This is a genomic window from Vagococcus salmoninarum, from assembly GCF_003987495.1.
Classification (GTDB): Bacteria; Bacillota; Bacilli; order Lactobacillales; family Vagococcaceae; genus Vagococcus_D; species Vagococcus_D salmoninarum.
The window spans coordinates 73,450-93,802 of sequence record NZ_NGJU01000006.1; the positions used below are offsets into that span (position 1 = coordinate 73,450).

General features: G+C 36.8%; 20 protein-coding genes. 14 read left to right on the forward strand and 6 right to left on the reverse strand.

The window, feature by feature from the left end; all coding sequences use genetic code 11:
• Window positions 1-18: 18 nt before the first annotated feature.
• A complete protein-coding gene (locus tag CBF35_RS05390; RefSeq protein ID WP_126778947.1) occupies window positions 19-1,098 on the forward strand; it encodes a BppU family phage baseplate upper protein in 1,080 nt (359 codons plus the stop codon).
• A 256-nt stretch (window positions 1,099-1,354) separates the two neighbouring features.
• On the forward strand, window positions 1,355-2,293 hold the full coding sequence (locus CBF35_RS05395) for a DUF6414 family protein (RefSeq protein WP_126778948.1): 939 nt from the start codon (window positions 1,355-1,357) through the stop codon (window positions 2,291-2,293).
• A 673-nt stretch (window positions 2,294-2,966) separates the two neighbouring features.
• Here CBF35_RS05395 and CBF35_RS05400 read toward each other — a convergent pair.
• Genes CBF35_RS05400 through CBF35_RS05410 form a run of 3 tightly spaced genes read right to left on the reverse strand, consistent with a single transcriptional unit; the run spans window position 2,967 to window position 3,911 of the window.
• On the reverse strand, window positions 2,967-3,239 hold the full coding sequence (locus tag CBF35_RS05400) for a hypothetical protein (RefSeq protein ID WP_126778949.1): 273 nt from the start codon (window positions 3,237-3,239) through the stop codon (window positions 2,967-2,969).
• 12 nt (window positions 3,240-3,251) lie between these two features.
• The gene (locus tag CBF35_RS05405) at window positions 3,252-3,590 is read right to left on the reverse strand and encodes a DUF7694 domain-containing protein (protein ID WP_126778950.1); all 339 of its coding nucleotides are present in this window, start codon (window positions 3,588-3,590) and stop codon (window positions 3,252-3,254) included.
• A gap of 18 nt (window positions 3,591-3,608) precedes the next feature.
• Window positions 3,609-3,911: a hypothetical protein gene (locus CBF35_RS05410; RefSeq protein WP_126778951.1), complete on the reverse strand. Its 303-nt coding sequence runs from the start codon at window positions 3,909-3,911 to the stop codon at window positions 3,609-3,611.
• Window positions 3,912-4,415: 504 nt separating this feature from the next.
• On the opposite strand from CBF35_RS05410, the gene CBF35_RS05415 reads away from it, so the two are divergent.
• The 9 genes from CBF35_RS05415 (at window position 4,416) to dinB (ending at window position 15,753) form a co-directional block, all read left to right on the forward strand.
• Window positions 4,416-4,697, forward strand: a complete 282-nt coding sequence (locus tag CBF35_RS05415; protein ID WP_126778952.1) for a hypothetical protein — start codon at window positions 4,416-4,418, stop codon at window positions 4,695-4,697.
• Window positions 4,698-4,920: 223 nt separating this feature from the next.
• A complete protein-coding gene (locus tag CBF35_RS05420; RefSeq protein ID WP_126778953.1) occupies window positions 4,921-6,381 on the forward strand; it encodes a nicotinate phosphoribosyltransferase in 1,461 nt (486 codons plus the stop codon).
• A gap of 144 nt (window positions 6,382-6,525) precedes the next feature.
• Complete coding sequence (nadE, locus tag CBF35_RS05425; protein WP_126778954.1) at window positions 6,526-7,353, forward strand: ammonia-dependent NAD(+) synthetase; 828 nt, start codon at window positions 6,526-6,528, stop codon at window positions 7,351-7,353.
• A 36-nt stretch (window positions 7,354-7,389) separates the two neighbouring features.
• On the forward strand, window positions 7,390-9,219 hold the full coding sequence (locus CBF35_RS05430) for an LTA synthase family protein (protein ID WP_126778955.1): 1,830 nt from the start codon (window positions 7,390-7,392) through the stop codon (window positions 9,217-9,219).
• Window positions 9,220-9,486: 267 nt separating this feature from the next.
• Entirely contained in the window at window positions 9,487-12,243 is a 2,757-nt protein-coding gene (locus CBF35_RS05435) for a cation-translocating P-type ATPase (protein ID WP_126778956.1), read from the forward strand.
• A gap of 145 nt (window positions 12,244-12,388) precedes the next feature.
• Window positions 12,389-12,826, forward strand: a complete 438-nt coding sequence (locus CBF35_RS05440) for a hypothetical protein (protein WP_126778957.1) — start codon at window positions 12,389-12,391, stop codon at window positions 12,824-12,826.
• A 228-nt stretch (window positions 12,827-13,054) separates the two neighbouring features.
• Window positions 13,055-13,771 carry a 16S rRNA pseudouridine(516) synthase gene (locus CBF35_RS05445; RefSeq protein ID WP_126778958.1) on the forward strand — a complete coding sequence of 239 codons (717 nt, stop codon included), beginning with the start codon at window positions 13,055-13,057 and terminating at the stop codon, window positions 13,769-13,771.
• Window positions 13,772-13,919: 148 nt separating this feature from the next.
• Window positions 13,920-14,552 carry a uridine kinase gene (udk, locus tag CBF35_RS05450; protein WP_126778959.1) on the forward strand — a complete coding sequence of 211 codons (633 nt, stop codon included), beginning with the start codon at window positions 13,920-13,922 and terminating at the stop codon, window positions 14,550-14,552.
• Window positions 14,553-14,646: 94 nt separating this feature from the next.
• On the forward strand, window positions 14,647-15,753 hold the full coding sequence (dinB, locus tag CBF35_RS05455; protein WP_126778960.1) for a DNA polymerase IV: 1,107 nt from the start codon (window positions 14,647-14,649) through the stop codon (window positions 15,751-15,753).
• A gap of 63 nt (window positions 15,754-15,816) precedes the next feature.
• Here dinB and CBF35_RS05460 read toward each other — a convergent pair whose 3' ends face one another.
• The 3 genes from CBF35_RS05460 to CBF35_RS05470 all read right to left on the reverse strand — a co-directional run bounded on the left by CBF35_RS05460 (window position 15,817) and on the right by CBF35_RS05470 (window position 17,446).
• A complete protein-coding gene (locus CBF35_RS05460) occupies window positions 15,817-16,200 on the reverse strand; it encodes a DoxX family protein (RefSeq protein WP_126778961.1) in 384 nt (127 codons plus the stop codon).
• Between the two features lie 345 nt (window positions 16,201-16,545).
• Window positions 16,546-16,947 (reverse strand): hypothetical protein, encoded by a 402-nt coding sequence (locus CBF35_RS05465; RefSeq protein ID WP_126778962.1) that lies wholly within the window; start codon window positions 16,945-16,947, stop codon window positions 16,546-16,548.
• Window positions 16,948-16,972: 25 nt separating this feature from the next.
• Entirely contained in the window at window positions 16,973-17,446 is a 474-nt protein-coding gene (locus tag CBF35_RS05470; RefSeq protein ID WP_170174719.1) for a YueI family protein, read from the reverse strand.
• A 223-nt stretch (window positions 17,447-17,669) separates the two neighbouring features.
• Between CBF35_RS05470 and CBF35_RS05475 the strand changes: the two genes are divergently transcribed.
• From CBF35_RS05475 to CBF35_RS05485, 3 genes are read left to right on the forward strand one after another with little or no spacing between them, the layout of a single operon-like run.
• Window positions 17,670-18,617 (forward strand): ABC transporter permease, encoded by a 948-nt coding sequence (locus CBF35_RS05475; RefSeq protein ID WP_126778964.1) that lies wholly within the window; start codon window positions 17,670-17,672, stop codon window positions 18,615-18,617.
• Window positions 18,614-19,585 (forward strand): iron chelate uptake ABC transporter family permease subunit FitB, encoded by a 972-nt coding sequence (fitB, locus tag CBF35_RS05480; protein WP_126778965.1) that lies wholly within the window; start codon window positions 18,614-18,616, stop codon window positions 19,583-19,585. Before CBF35_RS05475 ends, fitB begins: the two co-directional genes overlap by 4 nt.
• The gene (locus CBF35_RS05485; RefSeq protein ID WP_126778966.1) at window positions 19,585-20,343 is read left to right on the forward strand and encodes an iron ABC transporter ATP-binding protein; all 759 of its coding nucleotides are present in this window, start codon (window positions 19,585-19,587) and stop codon (window positions 20,341-20,343) included. Before fitB ends, CBF35_RS05485 begins: the two co-directional genes overlap by 1 nt.
• Window positions 20,344-20,353: the final 10 nt, after the last annotated feature.

A 20,353-nucleotide genomic window follows, 5' to 3' on the forward strand; every position in this document is an offset into this window, starting at 1 on the left:
TATAAAAGGAGGTAAATCATGAATGACAGTTTAAAAAGTGCGGTAGTCAATCTTAAAGCTACCGCGGCTGAAAAGTTAACTCAAAATACAAGATTCGAGTTTTATTCTCACGATTATAAATCGGGTTATCTATTAGTTAAAATGCTAGGCGAGGACAATAAAAACTTGGTAGTATCAAATGATGATACCGTCCGAATTTTTATGAGAGTCAAAGATAACGATACTTACAAGCATTTAATTTATAAAATGACTGTAAATGACAATGAATCAGGTATCGCAGAGTTAGAGATTCCGCCTCAAATTTTAGGCTACGTAGGCCGAGTTGAATGTGGTGTTTACATCGAGTTTACCGATGGAAAAACGCTAGATGTCGGTTATTTCGACTTTAAGATGCGGAAATCTATGATTGACGGTGAGTTTAAAGAGCTAGATACAATCTATGTTAAAGAGTTTTCAGACGCTTTAGAAAAAATCAAGTTAATCGCTGATGAGTACGAAACTAAATATGCAGTAGCAATTGATGAAAGCCAAGAAGAGTTTAATTTGTTTTTAAGCGAATCAAAGAATAATATGCAAGAATTGTTAGAGAGTGACGGTTTAGTTACTGCACAAGCACTAAAAAAAGCTGTAGATGATATAAATTACGTGGGGACTAATTTATGGGCGCCTGATAAGTATAAAAACAACGTAGGTTTAATCAACTCTGACGGTAGTGTAGGCGTTTTTTCCAATTACGCCTATACAGATAAGATATTGATAGGCAAGGCTAAAAAAATAACTAGGACAGTTTTTGTAATCCCCACCAAGGTACATGGGTGTAAATACAGCTATTATAACAAAGATGGTTCTTTCTTAAGTCAAAGTGCAGACTTGTCAACTGGCAACATAGGTAGTATTACCTCAAACATCCCCGAAGGAGCTTACACAGTTGTTATATATGCTTCGAGAAAAGAACGAGATCCTAATGTTAGGTTAAAGTTTGAATTTGGAGAAAAAGCCACTGACTACTCAATCAATCCTTACGACATTGAGACTTTATTTGACGACCTTAAAACTGCCACGTTAGAACTGTCAGACAAATTGCTAGGAGGTAAATAAATGGATATGATTGCTAGTTTTTATTGTGAGAGCGTTTTGTTAGGTGACCGGACAATTGAGGACGTACCTCTGAGGATTAGACATTTAGTTGAGCAAATGTTGGTAACTGATGAAGAGTAAATTTTTATAACGCAAAAGCCGTAGTCCTCTTAATTGAGAACTACGGCTTTTTTGTTGTGATTATTCATTATAATAGGTGTCTATTAATTATTTATATATGGTATTATTAAGTCATCATGTTTAATGGAGGTCAGTAATGAAAGATTTTTTATATTTGGATACAAATTTGGTTAATTCATATTTAGCCCAAATCGATTCAGGATTATTGCAAAAAATGACGACAGGTGGAGAGTCACTAGAGTCAAATTCCGAAAATGGAGGAAATGAAATTTCTCAGCAAGGTGGTGGTAAGTTAAGTATTCCCGGTATAGCGGAAACTAATGGATCTTTGAATAAAAAAGAAATCGATACTTTCTCACAAGTGTTTTCAAGTAAAAATAGTGAGTTAGTAGAGACCGCGTTACACGATTATTCATTTGATATTTTATTAAATAGAATGATAGAAAAAGGAATGATATGTTCCGAAGAGGTTTACTTGGAAGGGAGTTTCGTTTCCTTAACAGGAGCTATAGATGTCGTTAATTTTGAACAACTAAACAACGGTTCGACAGAAGAAAACATCTCACTTATACACCGCGAAGACGAGTCAGTAGAAAAAGCTCGAATTGAGTTGAAAAATATGACTAAAAAGTCAAGCAACGTATCACCCACTTCTCAAAAAGGGATAGCAATAAATGAGCTAAAAAAATTTATCGCTGAAAACGAGATTGATAGAGGAGTATTTGATAATATTGCCCGTTTTGGTAAATATGCAAATTATTTATTTCCAGAAACTTTTTTAGTTAAAATAGATAAATTGATCGGTTTTTGTAGCAATGATAATCTCAGGATGAATATACCATCTTTAACAATTAGTGGCATAAGCACAAGAGAAGCTACTATCGTTGGTGTAGTGATGTCACAAAAAAGAAGTGACAGTCTTGTCCCTGAAGGAGGGATGCCGACTGACACGATTTTAAAGACTGCCCCAGCTATTCAAATGGACATAATGCTTTCTGAATTTGAACTAGCGGAAAAAGGCGACTATTATGTAAGACCAATCGCAGTTTACTTCGAAACTAGCGATACATATTAATTTTTTTCGTAACACTTTTATTCTGCGTTTCGAAAGCTGATTTTATTTTTTTTCGATTATTGACAAAATCAGTTCGTTTATTTCTATTTTTTAACTCTAGAGATTGATATTCTTTTTCAATACGAAGTATTTTTTCTCTATATAGCATAGAAACCACCTCTTCTTCTTCTTCTCTTTTTTATTATATCATATTTTACTTGACAAAAAATAGTTATTACACTTTAAAAGTAGAAAATCTATAAGTATAAAGTAGAATGAGATTTTATAGAGGTGTCTGACTAATTATTTTACTGCATAATAACAGCCCTTATCCTTAATTGGATAGGGGCTTATTTTTTTATCAATATTGTATATAAAGTGATGTTTTTGGCTTTAACTCACTTACTACAGCATCTAATTTATTAAGGTAATTCGTAAAACGATACGGGACAGTATAAACATCTTCATGTTTTTCTAAAGTAAATATAAAGATATGATCGGCATTCTGGATAGGTATTAAAAGGGCGCCATGATTAATTTTGACGCTAGAAAACGACCATAGATTATACTTGATCCCTTCTATAATAGTTACCTCGGAAGACATACGTCTAAATGCCAAAGTGTTCTTCAGTAAATATGTAGGAGCGAAAAAGTCTTTAGGGACATTTATTTGTTGTGTAAATTCCATATCCGCTTACCGGGCCATCGAGAAAGTTTTGACGAAGGAAGAAGGGTGACGAATAGTCATCTTATCAATGATTAGCTGTTGCTTGTTATTGAAGTGGCCAAAACAAGCAATTTCAGTTTGACCGTCCTCTAAAAATAAAAGTTGGTTAGCTAGTTCCTTTTTGCACACGATGCAGTTGACTTGCTCCTTACTGGTTTGGAGAGTAAATCGAACTAACATGTCAGGAAATGTTTTGATTACTCTAATTTTATCAACAATACCAATGTGATTCGTTTTCATTTGAAGTCCTCCTTAAAAAAGTCTACCAAAACCGTTATCGATAATATCATCTTGTGATCTAAAAAGGTGCCATACATCATTATGTATTAAAGTATCACTCTTTGCATGAAGTTGAACATTACTAATCTCATTTGATGGAAAAAATATTAGTCGCAACTCTTTCATAAGTTCAATAGTCAATAAATTCTTATTGGTTGGAGAAGATATGGAAACATGATCCATACCTTGATAAGTCGAAGAAACAATTTTAAAATTTGAATAGTTTTTTCTCCATTTAAATACATTTCTTTGATCTCTAGTTTTTAGGAATGTGATATCTTGATTAACTACTATCCTATTTAAAGTTTTCATTTGTTCACCTCGCTATAATTAATCAAATTCAATTTCTGCAATAGATCCGTCAAGTTGTTCTAAAAAATCATCGGCCATTATAAACTCAATCCATGCTGATTTAAGTGAGTTTCCTTTCTCAGCTTTAACTTTTTCGTAAACATTGGTCATCAATTCTTTCCATTGCATATCAATAGCACGTTCAATCTTTTCTTCATTCCATCGTTTTGCAGGTTTTCGTCTGGAATTTCGTGCGAGCTGATCGTCCATAGATATGCTATAAAAAGTTTCTTTACTGCTCATAACAGATTCCATGTATTCAATAAATTCTAATAGTGTCATCGTATACCTCCGATTATTTTTCTTAACTAAAGTATACGAACGTTTGTTCTTGTTGTCAAGAAGTTTAAAGGAAAAAATGACCATACTTTGACCATACTACTCAAGAATTATCAGAAATAGTTAAGATAACTCAAAATGAGAAACAGCTTAACGACAAGCTACGAAGTGTCCTCAGACTACGTCAGACTAGAGAAAGCTTATTACATTAAAATAGTCTTCCGACTATTCAAGAGACTGGAATCCTTGGTATCCAAGGGTTTCGGTCTTTTTTTATATCTTTGTCAAATAAGTCCCTGAGCAACGGATAATATTACATGTAAATCAAGTTGAAGGGTAACAGATAACAAAATTTTCAGGAACTTAACAATGTGATGTGAGCTTGTAATAGTAAGGCTGATTAGTTGTGTCTCTTAAAAGACTAGGATATGGTGGAAGTAAGTTAAATAACAGTTAGTTACTGTCTTGTTATTGATGATTCACTATTTTTTAGAAAGGAAGATCAAGATGTCAAAAGAAAGTTTGATTCAGTTAAAACAAGATCAAGAATTGCAGGAAATTTTGTCGGGTGAGATAACTAGTAAAAAAGAGACGGGAAATGTGAATGATGAGGACGTAAGATTTGGACAAGAAGGATCTTCTATTAAAGATAAGGGTGATGGCGAGTCAGAATCTCCCTTAGTCGAACCGGAAGAAGCTGAACCGGCTATGCCTTTAGTTAACCCAGACGCAAGTAAACCTTTAAATCCGCTCACTGAGCCTCATGATTTAGAAAATGATGAAGACTGATGATAGTAGTTAAAAGCTGTTCCACCTGTGAAAATAAGGTGGAACAGTTTTTTTGTCAGTCGACTAAGTGTGGCACAGAGGCTATTAGGGGGAAACTCTCAGAAAGCTATTGTTGAATTTTGTGAAAATGGTACAATTAAACTAGTAAGAAACAGATGAATCGCATTCAAATAGTTAGCCATGATATAATGGTTAAGAATAAAGCAAAGAATGGAGCATAGAGATGAAATATAATTACCCTGATGATAGTTTAATGTTACACACTGATTTATATCAAATAAACATGATGAAAACTTATTGGGAATTAGGTCGTGCTGATCGCCATGCTGTTTTTGAGTGTTACTTTAGAAGTATGCCTTTCCAAAATGGGTATGCCGTATTTGCTGGCTTAGAACGCTTAGTTTCTTATTTTGAGAATTTGCGCTTTACAGAGACGGATATCGCATATTTACGAGAAGTTGAAGGCTATCCAGAAGAATTTTTAACGTATTTAAAAGAGTTTAAATTTACGTGTACCGTCCGCTCGGCAGTGGAAGGCGAATTAGTTTATAGTAATGAACCTTTAGTCCAAGTTGAAGGACCTTTAGCTCAGTGTCAACTGATCGAGACGGCATTATTAAACATAGTTAATTATCAAACATTAATCGCCACTAAAGCAGCTAGAATCAAGTCTGTTGTTGGAGATGAACTGTTGATGGAGTTTGGTTCTCGCCGTGCTCAAGAGATGGACGCAGCAATTTGGGGAACGCGAGCGGCTTATATTGGGGGCTGTGATGCAACGAGTAATGTCCGAGCAGGGAAGATTTTTGGGATTCCGACAAGTGGCACTCATGCTCATTCCTTAGTTCAATCATACTGTAATGATTATGATGCTTTTAAAGCTTATGCTCAAACCCACCGAGATTGTGTCTTTTTAGTTGATACTTACGACACATTAAAATCAGGAGTACCAAATGCGATTAAAGTTGCCAATGAAATGGGCGATAAAATCAATTTCTTAGGTGTCCGAATTGACAGTGGTGACATGGCCTACATTTCGAAAAAAGTTAGAAATCAATTGGACGAAGCTGGCTACCCGAATGCCAAAGTCTATGCCTCTAATGATTTAGATGAAGGGACGATTCTTAACTTGAAGATGCAACATGCCAAGATTGATGTTTGGGGTGTTGGGACTAAATTAATTACCGCCTTTGATCAACCAGCATTAGGTGCTGTTTATAAATTAGTTTCCATTGAAGACGATCACGGCAAGATGGTTGATACTATTAAACTCTCTAGTAATGTCGAAAAAGTATCGACGCCTGGTAAGAAACAAGTTTGGCGGATTACTCAAAAAGACACGAATAAATCTGAAGGTGATTACATCGCTTTGTGGGATGAACGGCCAGATTTACTGGAAGAGCTCTACATGTTCCATCCAGTTCACACTTACATTAATAAAACAGTCGTGAATTTTAATGCCCGACCAGTCTTACAAGACATTTATCTCGATGGCAAGTTAATATATCAATTGCCAACGTTGAAAGAAATTAAAGAATTAGCGATTATTAATCATGACGGTCTCTGGGAAGAGTATAAACGAGATTTAAATCCACAATTATATCCAGTAGATCTCTCTTTAGAAGCTTATCAACGTAAAATAAAAATTATTGATGATGTCCGTAATAGTATTAAGAAGTTATAGAAATGACTAAAAACGATCCGAAACATGGGAATATTCCATTCTTATTTATCGGTCGTTTTTTTTAGGTTTAAAACAAGAATAGATACGGAAAGAACATAGCCTTATGCTATAATATAACCATCATAATTCAGGGAGGAATGTCAGATGTCCACGAAACAAGAAGCGATTATTGAGACGTTAAAAGTTTTACCAGAAATAGATCCCCAAGAAGAAATTCGTAAAAGTGTCGAGTTTATGAAAGCCTACTTAAAGCAACATCCCTTTTTAAAAACCTTAGTCTTAGGAATTAGTGGAGGACAAGATTCTTCACTAGCTGGCCGTTTAGCCCAGTTAGCAATGACGGAAATGCGTGCCGAAACTGGCGACCAAAGTTACCGTTTTATTGCCATCCGTTTGCCATATGGGAACCAAGTCGATGAACTCGATGCTCAAAGAGCTGTCGCTTTTATTCAACCAGATCAAGAATTACGAGTCAACATCAAAACAGCTGTCGATAGTACCATTGCTGATTTAATTGAAGCTGGTGTGCCGATTAGTGATTTTAACAAAGGGAATATTAAAGCTCGTCAACGAATGATTGTTCAATATGCAGTTGCTGGTCAATACCAAGGAGCGGTGATCGGAACAGATCACGCCGCTGAAAATGTGACTGGCTTCTTTACGAAATTTGGCGATGGTGGGGCGGATATTTTACCACTAGCTAGTTTGAATAAACGCCAAGGAAAAGCGTTATTACAAGCTTTAGGGGCGGAGCCGGCGTTGTACTTAAAAGTTCCAACAGCAGATTTAGAAGATGACAAACCCCTCTTAGCTGATGAAGCAGCGTTAGGTGTGACATATGAGGAAATTGATAATTATTTAGAAGGCCGTGAAGTGCCAGCTGTGGCTGCTCGGACGATTGAAGGCTGGTGGGATAAGACCGCCCATAAACGCCATTTACCGATTACCATGTTTGATGATTTTTGGAAATAAAAGAATTAAGCTTAGAGGAAGTACGAGGTTATAGTAGTGAAAGAACTAATTAAAAAGCACCAAACAAGGATTAAATTGACTTTAAAAGTCATCTGTAGCGTGTTAATCGTCATTGCAGGTAATTATTTTTTACAGTTAAGTCAAAATGATCTGTCCTGGGAGTTAGCGACTAAGTTTGCGTTTAGCTGGCACACTGAAAAATTTTTCTTAGGCTGTCTCGTTTTACTTGTTTTCTTAGGATTCTTAATAGCCTTAATTGGTTCTTGGTTAGTAGGAAACATCATGTTTGTCGTGACATTAGGCATTGTAGGCTTTGCTAATTATCAAAAAATGTCTTATCGGTTAGAACCTATCTATCCCGATGATTTGAAGATGATTACGGAGTTGAGTTTGTTAAAAGAGATGGCTGGGACAGGCCCCTTTATTCTCTGTCTAGTTGTGATTGGAATAAGTCTGGGAGCTGTATTTTACGCAATTTACCGTAGTTTATTTAAAAGTAAAAAGCAACAAATTATTCGTTTAAGTAGTTTAGCCCTGAGTCTGTTCCTTCTATTATATATAAGTAACTTTAATCAGCCGAATAACCTGTTGCGTAAAGGCTATAATAAAACAGCTTTATGGATTCCTTACAGTCAAAAAATGAATTATTACAATACTGGTTTTATGGGTGGCTTTTTATATAACTTGAAAGTTGAAGCGATGGCAAAGCCGGCTAACTATTCTAAAGAGAAGATTGCAGAAATTGTTGCCAGCTATCCTAGCCGTGAAGGGAAAGGGCCAGTGGACAGTGAACAGCCAAACATCGTTTACATCATGTCTGAAAGTTTTTCTGATCCTTTACGCTTAACTGGTTTACAAACAAGTGCCAACCCTTTAAAAGAGTATAAAAAAATAGCTAATGACACTTATAGTGGTCAAATGTTGTCGCAAAATTATGGCGGTGGTACAGCTAATATTGAATTCGAAGCCTTGACGGGGTTTTCGATGGAACCATTTAATGGGCAGTTAACAACACCTTACACGATGTTAGTGCCAACCTTGACAGAAGTACCTTCCTTAGTCTCCTTGTTAAAAGAGGATAATTATCAAGCAACAGCCATTCATCCTTATAATACGTCCATGTATAAGCGGAAAGATGTGTATGATGTTCTGGGATTTGATCAGTTTATCGATGAAACAACCTTGAACTATCAAGAAAAAATTGAAAACAACCCTTATATTTCGGATGAATCTGCTTTACAAGAAGTCAGTGATATTTTAGAAAAAGGGACTGAGCCTCAATTTGTCCATTTAGTAACGATGCAAACCCATATGCCTTATAGTGATAAGTATCAACCTTCAGGCCATCGAGTAGAGGGGGTAGCAAATAGCCAATCAATCGATAGTTACATGACGGATATTGAGTATGCTAGTGAAGCTTTAGCTAACTTTATTGAGCGCTTAGCGAATACGCCAAGGCGAACCTTAGTCGTTTTCTGGGGGGATCATTTACCAAGTATTTATTCCGATGAGTACCAAGCTCAAAACAGTCAAGTTGATTTGCATTTGACGGAGTTTTTATTTTACGATTCTGCTCAAAAATTAACTTACGATCAAGAAACGGAAACGGTTATTAGTCCCTTTTACTTCGGACCGAAGCTGTTTGAACTTGCCAACCTCCGACAAACTGGCTTTTATCAATTGTTAAACCAGTTAGAGACAAACTTACCGGCATTTGAAAAGAACTTTTATTTAAAAGATGGTCAGTGGCATGAGAAAAATCCACTAGCTGGGGATGAAAAGCAAATTTATGATGATTATAGCTTAATTCAATACGATATCGTGGCTGGAAAACAATATAGCCTTGATTTAGATTTTTTTAAGTGAAAAGTTTGAAATGATACTGTTTACATTAGGGGAAATCCGTGGTTAATAATTGCAACCTGTTAAAAATCGTGTATAATTAAGAATGAAATTGCTCATAGGGGAGTAACTGGCGGCAGTAGCCGTGACAACATCACCAACACTGTAAGGCTTTGACCTTTCTGGTGTTGTCTTAATTAGTGAGACTTATGTATGCTCTTATTTGCGCATACAGAAAGTCTCTTTTTGTATTCTGTTATGTTTGCAAATAAAAAAATTAGGAGGATGAAGATGTCAGAAGAAAAGAAACAACAAGTCAAAGGCGCTTTTTACACTAAGACTGAAGCTGAAGTCTTAGCGGCCATGGAAACATCGAAAGAAGGTTTATCGTCAGCTGAGGCGAGTAAACGCTTAGGGGAATACGGACCTAACCAGCTAGATGAGGGTAAGAAAAAATCTCTACTAGCTAAGTTTTTAGATCAGTTTAAAGATTTAATGATTGTCATTTTACTAGTGGCAGCAGTGGTCTCTTTCTTCTTAGGTGACCAAGTTGAAGCGATTATGATTATTTTAGTCGTTTTAATCATGGCTATTTTCGGTGTTGTCCAAGAAGCGAAAGCTGAAGATGCCATCGATGCGTTAAAAGACATGTCGACACCTAACGCCAATGCGATTCGTGACGGTAATGCCATTACTATTAAGAGTACCGAATTAGTTCCTGGTGATCTAGTAATGTTAGAAGCTGGTGATGTCATTCCCGCTGACTTACGTTTAATTGAAGCTAACTCAATGAAAATTGAAGAAGCTGCGTTAACTGGTGAATCAGTGCCAGTGGAAAAAGATTTAGCAGTCATTGCTGAGACTGAAACTGGGATTGGCGATCGCTTAAACATGGCCTTCATGAACAGTAATGTGACTTATGGTCGTGGGGTTGGTGTGGTTGTCGGTACCGGCATGAACACTGAAGTTGGCCAAATTGCTAACATGTTAGCTGAAGCTGATGAAACGAATACGCCATTAAAAGAAAACTTGAATGAATTAGGTAAATTCTTAACGATTGCGATTCTAGCAATCTGTGTCATCATGTTTGCTGTTGGGATGGCACGAGTTGGTTTCGTTACTGAAATCAATGGTGAAAATCAATGGGTTAAAAACTTATTAACGGCAGTTTCCCTTGCAGTAGCAGCGATTCCTGAAGGATTAGCTGGAATTGTAACGATTATTCTCGCTTTAGGAACACAAAAAATGGCGAAGCGGAACGCTTTAGTCCGTAAATTGCCAGCAGTTGAAACGTTAGGTAGTACTGATATTATTTGTTCTGATAAAACTGGAACATTAACGATCAACCAAATGACAGTTGAAAAATTATTTACTAATAATCAACTTCAAGCAGCATCAGACGAGATTAGTAATGACAATCTAACGTTAAAAATTATGAACTACTGTAATGACACGAAATTTTCAGCTGAAAACAGTTTAATTGGTGACCCAACAGAAACCGCCTTAGTTAAATTTGGTTTAGTTAAAGGTTATGACGTACGTGCTAATTTAGCGGCAGAACCACGGATTGCTGAAGCACCATTTGATTCAACCCGTAAATTAATGTCAACGATTCATGAGTTAGCTGACGGTCGTTTCTTAATCGCCACAAAAGGTGCTCCAGATGAATTACTAAAACGTTGTGTTTCTTACGACGTTAATGGTGAAGCCTTAGTGATTGATGAAGCTGAACGTCAACTGATTTTAAAAACTAACACTGACTTAGCGAAACAAGCCTTACGTGTGTTAGCAATGGCTTACAAAATTGTCGACACGAAACCAACAAGTGTTGAATCTGACTCTTTAGAACAAGGCTTAACCTTTGCTGGTTTAGTTGGAATGATTGATCCAGAGCGTAAAGAAGCAGCCGAAGCTGTTCGTGTTGCCAAAGAAGCTGGTATTCGTCCAGTCATGATTACTGGGGATCACCGTGATACAGCAGAAGCAATTGCTGTCCGTTTAGGTATCTTAGAAGAAGGTCGTCATGAAGCGGTTATTACTGGTGGCGAATTAAACGAAATGTCTGACGAAGAGTTTGCTAAAAAAGTTGGTAATTACTCAGTTTATGCGCGGGTATCACCAGAACATAAAGTGAGAATCGTTAAAGCGTGGCAAACAGAAGGTAAAGTTGTTGCGATGACTGGTGATGGTGTTAATGATGCACCAGCTCTGAAAACAGCGGATATTGGAATTGGTATGGGAATTACCGGAACAGAAGTTTCAAAAGGTGCCAGTGATATGGTCCTTGCTGATGATAACTTCTCAACGATTATTGTTGCTGTTGAAGAGGGCCGTAAAGTCTTCTCAAATATCCAAAAAACCATTCAATACTTACTAGCAGCTAACTTAGGTGAAGTCTTAACCTTATTTATTGCAACATTAATTGGTTGGGATACGCTATTACCAGTTCACTTGTTATGGATTAACGTCGTAACTGATACTTTCCCGGCAATTGCGTTAGGTTTAGAACCAGCTGAAAAAGATGTTATGAGTCACAAGCCTCGTGGCCGTAACTCAAACTTCTTCTCTGGTGGTGTCTTAAGCAGTGTGATTTATCAAGGGATTGCTGAAGCAGCGATTACTTTAGGGGTGTACTTTGCAGCCATTCAATGGCCAGCTCACTTAACGTTAAATGCCACACAGCAAGCAGCAGCCGTGGCTAATAAATTAACTGAAGCTCAAGCGATTTACGACTTACAACATAGTGATGCTTTGACAATGGCTTATGTTACTCTTGGTTTAATCCAATTATTCCATGCCTTTAACGTTAAGTCTGTTCATCAGTCACTCTTTACAGTTGGAGCCTTTAGAAATAAAACCTTCAACTACGCTGTTGTCTTATCATTTGTTTTATTAGCGATTACGGTAGTAATACCAGGCTTTAATGATTTATTTAGTGTTACCCATTTAGATACTTACCAATGGATGATCGTCTTCTTCTCGTCAATCTCTATTATTCCAATTGTTGAGATTGTTAAATTCTTCCAAAGAAAAGCGATGGCTAAGTAAAAAGTTTAAAGCTAGATTAATTTTTAGTCGAAACAGGAGTGGTCTTAAAGGCCCTCCTGTTTTTTTGTCTCATTGATTAGGGCTTTCGTTGTTGAAGCAAACAGTGTAAAATAGAACTATATGATAAATAGAAAGAGGGATATAGTTGAAAGCGAATTTAGGGTTTTACATTCAAAAAATAAACGATATTGTTAAAGAAACAGAAACAGTTGGGGAAACAATGAATCCTCACTTTGAAGAAGTTAGAACGGCTTTAGATGACAAGAAAGCGGCTGACTTAACAAAAGAGCAATTAGCGACAGTGAAGGAGCAATTCACCGTTGGCACGGAAAAGTATCGAGAAATGTCTGAAGCGATTGCAAAATTAAAAGCGCCAGTTCGGGTGATCGGCATTCATAAAAAAATGGAAAAAGCTTACAGCGAGTATGTTGCTAGTTGTGATTTGATGGTTCAATCAATTGATGCTGAAACGGGCACGATTAACGAAGAACAATTTAATCAATCGGAAGAGGAGCAAGACGAAACGACCGATACGATTGCTTTTTGTATTCAACGGATGACGTCATTATTAATGAAAAAATAGTATTAAAAAGGTATGAGTATTTGAACTGGACAATCACACAAAACCATAGTAAAATGAAATTATAACCAACAACAACCTTTTTATTTTTCATTTTACTCCTCCAGAGTAAAATAACTCCTTTTTTTCCGTCTACTAAATAAGTAGGCGGTTTTTTTGTTTGTATTTTTTGTAATCCAGGCTGTTATTAGGTAAAATAGAAGGAGTTGCAAGCAGAAAGTAGGAGCAGTTGTGAGGCTAGATAAACTTTTAGAACAAGCTGAGCTAGGCTCACGTAAACAAGTCAAACGACTTTTAGTAACGAAGCAAGTCAAAGTTGATAATGTTGTCGTAACGGTGGCTAATCAAAATATCGATTTGGCGTTTCAAAAAGTCACTGTCGGTCAAAAAGAAATTACTGGTCGAGCCCATGTCTACTACATGCTGAATAAGCCTCAAGGGGTTGTTAGTGCTGTGAGAGATGCTCAGCACCAAACAGTTTTAGACTTGTTGAGACCTGAAGATCGCCAGCCAGGTCTCTTTCCAGTCGGTCGGTTAGACCGGGATACAGAAGGCTTGTTGTTACTAACGGACAATGGCAAACTCAGTTACGAGTTATTACAGCCTAAAAAAGGTGTGACGAAGGAATATGAAGCCATTGTTAATGAACGGGTCACTCCAGAGGATATTACGGCTTTTGCAGGGGGGATTGTTTTTCATGGTGGGCAACGGTGTTTACCTGCCCAGTTAAACATTTTAACGTATCTACCAGAAGGCACCCGCGTGAGGTTAACAATTACAGAAGGTAAGTTTCATCAAGTCAAAAAAATGTTTTTAGCAGTAGGTAAGAAAGTCATTTATTTAAAGCGCCTAAAAATGGGAAATTTAAGCTTAGATGAAGCCTTAGCAGTTGGTGAGTATCGTCAACTTTCAGTGGAGGAATTACAAAAATTTAGGGAATATTTTTAAATAAACAGGACATTTACCTCTCTATTACCGAAATATCAAGTATTAATTAAAGAAAAAGCATGTTTCCGTTAATTAAGCATTGAATCTTGCTTCAATATAGATTAGTATAGATGAAGGAAATAATCAGACGAAAGAGGTATCAGACAGTATGACGATAGGGAATAAACCAATTGTAATTGGTGTAACCGGTGGTTCGGGTTCTGGAAAAACAAGTGTCAGCAAAGCAATCTTAAACGAATTTATGGATCACTCAATACTGTTATTTGAGCAAGATTCTTACTACAAAGACCAAAGCGAATTGAGTTTTGCTGAGCGGTTAAATACAAATTATGATCATCCTTTTGCCTTCGATACCGAATTATTAATCAAACAATTAACTGATTTGATTGAATATCGTAGTATTGATAAGCCTGTTTATGATTACGAGGCCCATACAAGAAGTGAACAAGTCTTTCATCAAGAACCTAAAGAAGTCATTATCATTGAGGGAATCTTAATTTTAGAAGACGAACGTCTCCGTGATTTGATGGATATTAAAGTCTATGTTGATACTGAGGATGATATTCGTATTATTCGCCGAATTAAGCGTGATATGGAAGAGCGTGGTCGCACACTGGACTCAGTTATCGACCAGTACTTAACAGTCGTTAAACCGATGTTTCATCAGTTTATTGAACCAACTAAAAAGTATGCCGACATCATTATTCCTGAAGGTGGCGAAAATCAAGTTGCCGTTGATTTAATGACAACGAAAATTGCTAGTATTTTAAATGTTAAATAAACAAAAAACAAGTTAGCCGAGGCTAGCTTGTTTTTTTAGTGATTTGCCAAGGGAACTACTGTTCGAGTATAATTAAGAAGAGGAGGTGGTAGTAATGACGAATGACATGCGTTTCCCAATCAAGAAAGATACGTCACGAAAAATTATTCACTTAGACATGGATGCTTTTTATGCCTCAGTAGAAGAACGGGATAATCCGACCTTAGTGGGCAAGCCTTTAGTCATTGCTCGCCACCCACGAGATACTGGCGGTAAAGGGGTTGTTACAACCGCTAATTACGCTGCTCGGGAGTACGGCATTCATTCGGCAATGAGTGCCCAGAAAGCGTATGAGTTGTGCCCGACAGCTAATTTTGTCCAAGGGAATATGGCTCATTATCAAGAAATTTCCCAACAAATTCATGAGATTTTCCATCGGTATACAGATATTGTTGAACCTTTAGCTTTCGATGAAGCGTATTTAGATGTGACTGAAAATAAAGTCGGAAGTAGTAGTGCAATTAAAGTCGCTCGGATGATTCAACGGGATATTTGGCAAGAACTACAATTAACGTGTTCCGCCGGCGTCAGTTACAATAAATTTATTGCTAAATTGGCTTCTGATTATCAAAAACCCCGAGGCTTAACTGTCATTTTACCGGAAGAAGCCGAAGCCTTCCTTCAAAGTTTAGCAATTGAAAAATTTCATGGTGTCGGTAAGAAAACAGTTCCCCGCATGCACGAATTAGGCATCTTTACAGGGGCTGATTTATTCGAGTTCAGAGAGATGACTTTGATTCAAGAATTCGGTAAGATGGGTTACTCCTTGTATCGGAAAGTTCGTGGGGTTCATGATTCGCCTGTTGAGCCTAATCGGGTGCGTAAATCAATTGGTCGTGAAAATACTTTTAGCAAACCTTTGATTCATGAAGAACAAGTGTTAAGTCAATTACGAGAGTTGGCAGAAAGTGTTAGTCGCTCGCTAAAAAAACATCAGAAACATGGCAAAACAGTTGTCTTAAAAATTCGTAATGAAGACTATGAAACTGTAACGAAGCGCCGGACATTGCCAAATTACCTTAATCAAAGCAGTGACATTTATTATCACGCCACTGAAATCTGGGAAGAATTAGGCAATTTAGATAAAGGCATTCGTTTATTAGGGATTACCGTGACTAACTTAGATCCTCAAGCTTACGAAAACATTGTTTTGCCACTATAATAAGCCTATAACTAAACTTCCAATCAAGGAAAGTTAGTCATAGGCTTATTTGCTAGGCTATTATTAAACAGGTGGTAAGAATAAAAAGAGTTTTTTACTAAAATGAGAATAGCCACAAGCAACTGACATAATAATTAATATTAGCTCTAATTCATAGCCGTTTAAAAAACCATTACCGAGTTGCAACATGATAATCGCTGTACTGAGAATAGCAATAAATCCAAGTGACACTAAAGGAACGAGAAGGCCGATAATCATAAACAAGCCACCACCAACTTCAATCAGCCCAATCAAGATAGGCATAAAAGCTGGAAAGCCAAGTGAAACAAAGAAGTCAGTCGTTCCTTGTAAATTCAGAAACTTAGGAATGCCGTGTAGCATCATTGTGATGCCTAACATGACTCTGATAAGTAATAAACTATTGCGATTTGCATTTTTTGATTCCATGTACGAATAACCTCCGTTTATTTGATACTTAATTAAAACATATCAGTAAATTCCTTACAATAAATAAGCTTGATAAGTTAAAAACAAGACTTCCAGTTGAAGCACAAAAAACCAATTCTGCTGATGTATGCCCAAAAAACCAATTCTGCCGATTTCACAAAGGGAAATCAAGCATAATTGGTTTTAAAATTAAGCAAATATCCCTAACAAGAAACTCTGATTTGTGGACTTCCATACTCAAAAATTCAATAGGACTGATTTTATACACAAAAAACCAATTCTGCCGATTTCACAAAGGGAAATCAAGCAAATTGGTTTTTAAAATTAAGTAAATCAGAGTTTAAGTTAGCGGGTCATCGTTTGTTTCGTAAATTCGACTTTCAAGCCAGTCTTGTCTTCCCACCACTGATTAATTAGATCTTCGTGTGATTTTGGAAAAGGCTTTAGAGCTGTCAGTAACGGTTGATTTTGTAACTTAGCGTAAGGAAAGGCCATCGTTAAGTTATTTTTTAATTCTTCTAATAAATTATAATATTGAAAAATGCCAAAGTAAGCTTCTTCAATATCGTCGGTAATTAATAAGTGAGGAATTCGTTCAAAAATAAAACCGAAACTCCGCATCGTAAAAGTGAAGGCGGGAATGTCTTCGCTAGCAATAAAATCAACGTTTCGTAACAATTGGGTGTAAGTACTTAAAGCAACACTTAGTTCTTTTTTGACTTGGTCTTGGCTTAATTCGTAAGTCATAATCATTCCTCCATTGTGAGTTTATTTATTTAAAGAGACGACTTAGCCAGCTCTTTTTGGCTGGTGGCGTATCTGACACACTGGTTTTTTGGGACGGGCCAGCTGTTTTCTTCGCTAGTGGGTATTTTTCAGAAATAGCAATCACCTCAACGTTAACAGCTTCGTTACTAATATAGACTAAAGCGATTGCTTCAGGCGATGTTTGGTTTTCAGTATCAACAATTTTAAAGGGGCAGTTAGCTTTTTGGGCTGCCACCATATAGTCATTTTGGTAGCGACTACTAACGGCCGCATTAATTAAGACTTGTTGTTGCGGGTTTAAGCTTAATTCTTGTTTGAAATAGGCTAAATTCTTAGGATCTCTAATTTCAGCCATAGTCATTGATAAATAAATCCGCTCACGGAAAGTCCCTAAATATTTTCGTTGTTCATCAGGTCTGAGTTGTGGTGTACCATACATCCCTTTTTCTAGATAATCTTGGACATTTTTTTCGCTCATATTGATCCCTTTCTTGATTGTTTTCATGTATATGTTAATTATAGCACAAATCAAAAAAATGACCGAGTGGCGGCTACAAAAGTTATCAGAGTCTTGTTTATCATCATTCTAAAGAAGGCTTGAAAGATGAGAAAAGCCGATTTTTACTTGCAATTTGCTCAAGAATTAATTACACTAACTACTGAGAGTGAAAATCATTCTCAATTAAAAGGAGGGGCGTCTAGTGAAAAAAGGGTTACTTATTTTAGGTTTACTAGGATTAGCAATTAGTTCCCTGTTTATCGGTGTTCAAAGCATCGCTGTCACAGACCTTTTTTCATTATCAGAAACTCAGCAGTTAGTGCTGTGGAGTACACGGGTTCCTAGGACAGTTAGTCTAATCATTGCAGGTGCTACAAGTAGTGTCTGTGGTTTAATTATGCAACATTTAACGCAAAATAAATTTGTTTCGCCGACAACAGCAGGGACAATGGACAGTGCCCGTTTAGGTATCTTAATTGCCATGGTCTTTTTCCCTAATAGTTCCATATTTAGTCGGTCCTTAGTGGCTTTTCTTTTTGCCTTTTTAGGAACACTGGTGTTTATTCAATTAATTCAACGCTTACCACAAAAAAATCAAGTGATGGTGCCGCTAATTGGCTTAATGTTTGGTAACATTGTCGGCTCAATCGTGACTTTTTTCGCCTATCAATTACAAGTGATTCAAAATATGACGGCTTGGCTTCAAGGAAACTTTGCCACAATCAGCCGTGGCGGTTATGAATTAGTATATTTAACAATCCCTTTATTAATGATTGCTTATTTCTACGCCTATCATTTTACAATTGCTGGCATGGGGAAAGATATGGCGACGAGTGTTGGTTTAAACTATCAAGGAGTTCAACTTTTCGGTCTAGGAATTGTGGCGTTGGCGAGTAGTATTATCTTAGTTACAATTGGTGGCTTGCCTTTCTTAGGCGTGATTGTCCCAAACATCGTCTCATTATATTTTGGCGATCAAATGAAAGGCACGCTCTGGGTAGCAGCCGGGGCAGGAAGTTGTTTCTTGCTGGTTTGTGATATTTTAGCTCGGGTGCTCATTCAACCATATGAAATTCCAGTTAGTCTAGTGGTCGGCGTCATCGGTAGCATTATCTTTATTTTATTATTACTCAAGGGGGCGAAAGGATGAAAAAAAATCTGACTAGCCAAAGAAGTAAATTACTTATTTTATTAGTCGCAGTCCTAGTGATTGCTTGGCTCTTTTTAACGTATCAAACTTACGGTAATTGGGAGTTCGCCTTAAAGTTACGAGGCAAGAAACTCTTAGCCTTTGTTTTTGTTGGCATCGCCACTAGTTTTTCAACGATTACTTTTCAAACAATCACCCACAATCATTTTTTAACACCAAGTATTTTAGGGTTTGATTCCCTTTATATCTTAATTCAAACAAGCTTGTTTTTTCTCTTAGGCAGTCAATTTGGTCAAGTTCTAGGCAATCATCTCGTAATGTTTGGCATTAATGTCATTTTGATGGTGACCTTAAGCACGGTTTTATTTTTCTTTCTATTGAAGAAAGGGGAGCATAATTTATATTTACTGTTGATGATTGGAATGATCTTAGGAACCTTTTTTAGTAGTGCCAGTACGTTTTTACAAGTCTTACTAGATCCAAACGAATACGATAAATTACAAGGTAAGTTATTTGCCAGTTTTGGGAATGTAGATGTCTCATTAGTCGCAGTTGCCGGCGTAGTGATGTTAGTCGTCGTCACTTTTTTATGGCAATCAGCTCATAAGCTAGATGTTTTACATTTAGGTGCCGAGAAAGCTAAAAACTTAGGCATTGATGTCTCAAAGTTCCAAATTAGTTTGTTAATTGCCGTGAGTATTTTAGTCGCCTTATCTACCGCCTTAGTGGGGCCAGTGACTTTTTTAGGATTTATTGTAGCTAATTTAACTTATCAATTTTTAGGAACCTTCCGTCACCGCAGTCTCTTTGTAGGTAGTAGTTTGTTAGGAATTTTCTTATTAATTGTCGGTCAATTTTTCGTTGAACAAGTCTTTAAATGGAACACAACAATGAGTGTCGTCATTGAGTTTATTGGTGGCCTCTACTTTATTAGCAAAATATTACGAGAAAGGCAGGCAGGCCGTTAATGGAAATGAATAAAGTAACTAAAAATTATGGTAAGAAACCAGTTGTGACAGACGTTGATTTACCAATTAGCGAAGGGCAAATGACTGCCTTAATTGGTCCTAATGGGGCTGGTAAAAGTACCTTACTAGGACTGATGAGTCGCCTCGTTGAAAAAGACGGTGGTGAGATTTACTTAGATGGGGATGAAGTGAAAACGTGGAAACAAAATGATTTAGCTAAAAAGCTGTCGATTTTAAAACAAGGAAATGCTGTCAGTCTTAAAATTACAGTTCGTGAGTTAGTCGCCTTTGGTCGTTTTCCTTATAGTAAAGGTCGTTTAACTGTTGAAGATAATCAAAAAATCGATGAAGCGTTAAGTTATTTAGGTTTAACGGAAATGCAAACTGCCGATATTGATACCTTATCAGGTGGGCAACTGCAACGGGCCTACATTGCCATGGTTTTTGCTCAAGATACTGATTATATTTTACTAGATGAGCCTTTGAATAATCTAGACATGAATTTTGCTGCTCAAATGATGAAAACCTTAAGGCGCTTAGTCGATGAACATGGCAAAACAGTCATTATTGTCCTCCATGATATTAACTTTGCTGCCAGCTATGCCGATGAAATCGTGGCAATGAAAGCCGGTAAAGTCTTTCTCCACGGTTCAACTGACACAGTCATTCAAAAAGAAGTCCTTGATGACTTATACGATATGAGTATTCGGGTCTGCGAATTAGAAGGCAAACGATTTTGTTTGTACTTTAACGAATAACTTTAGTAAC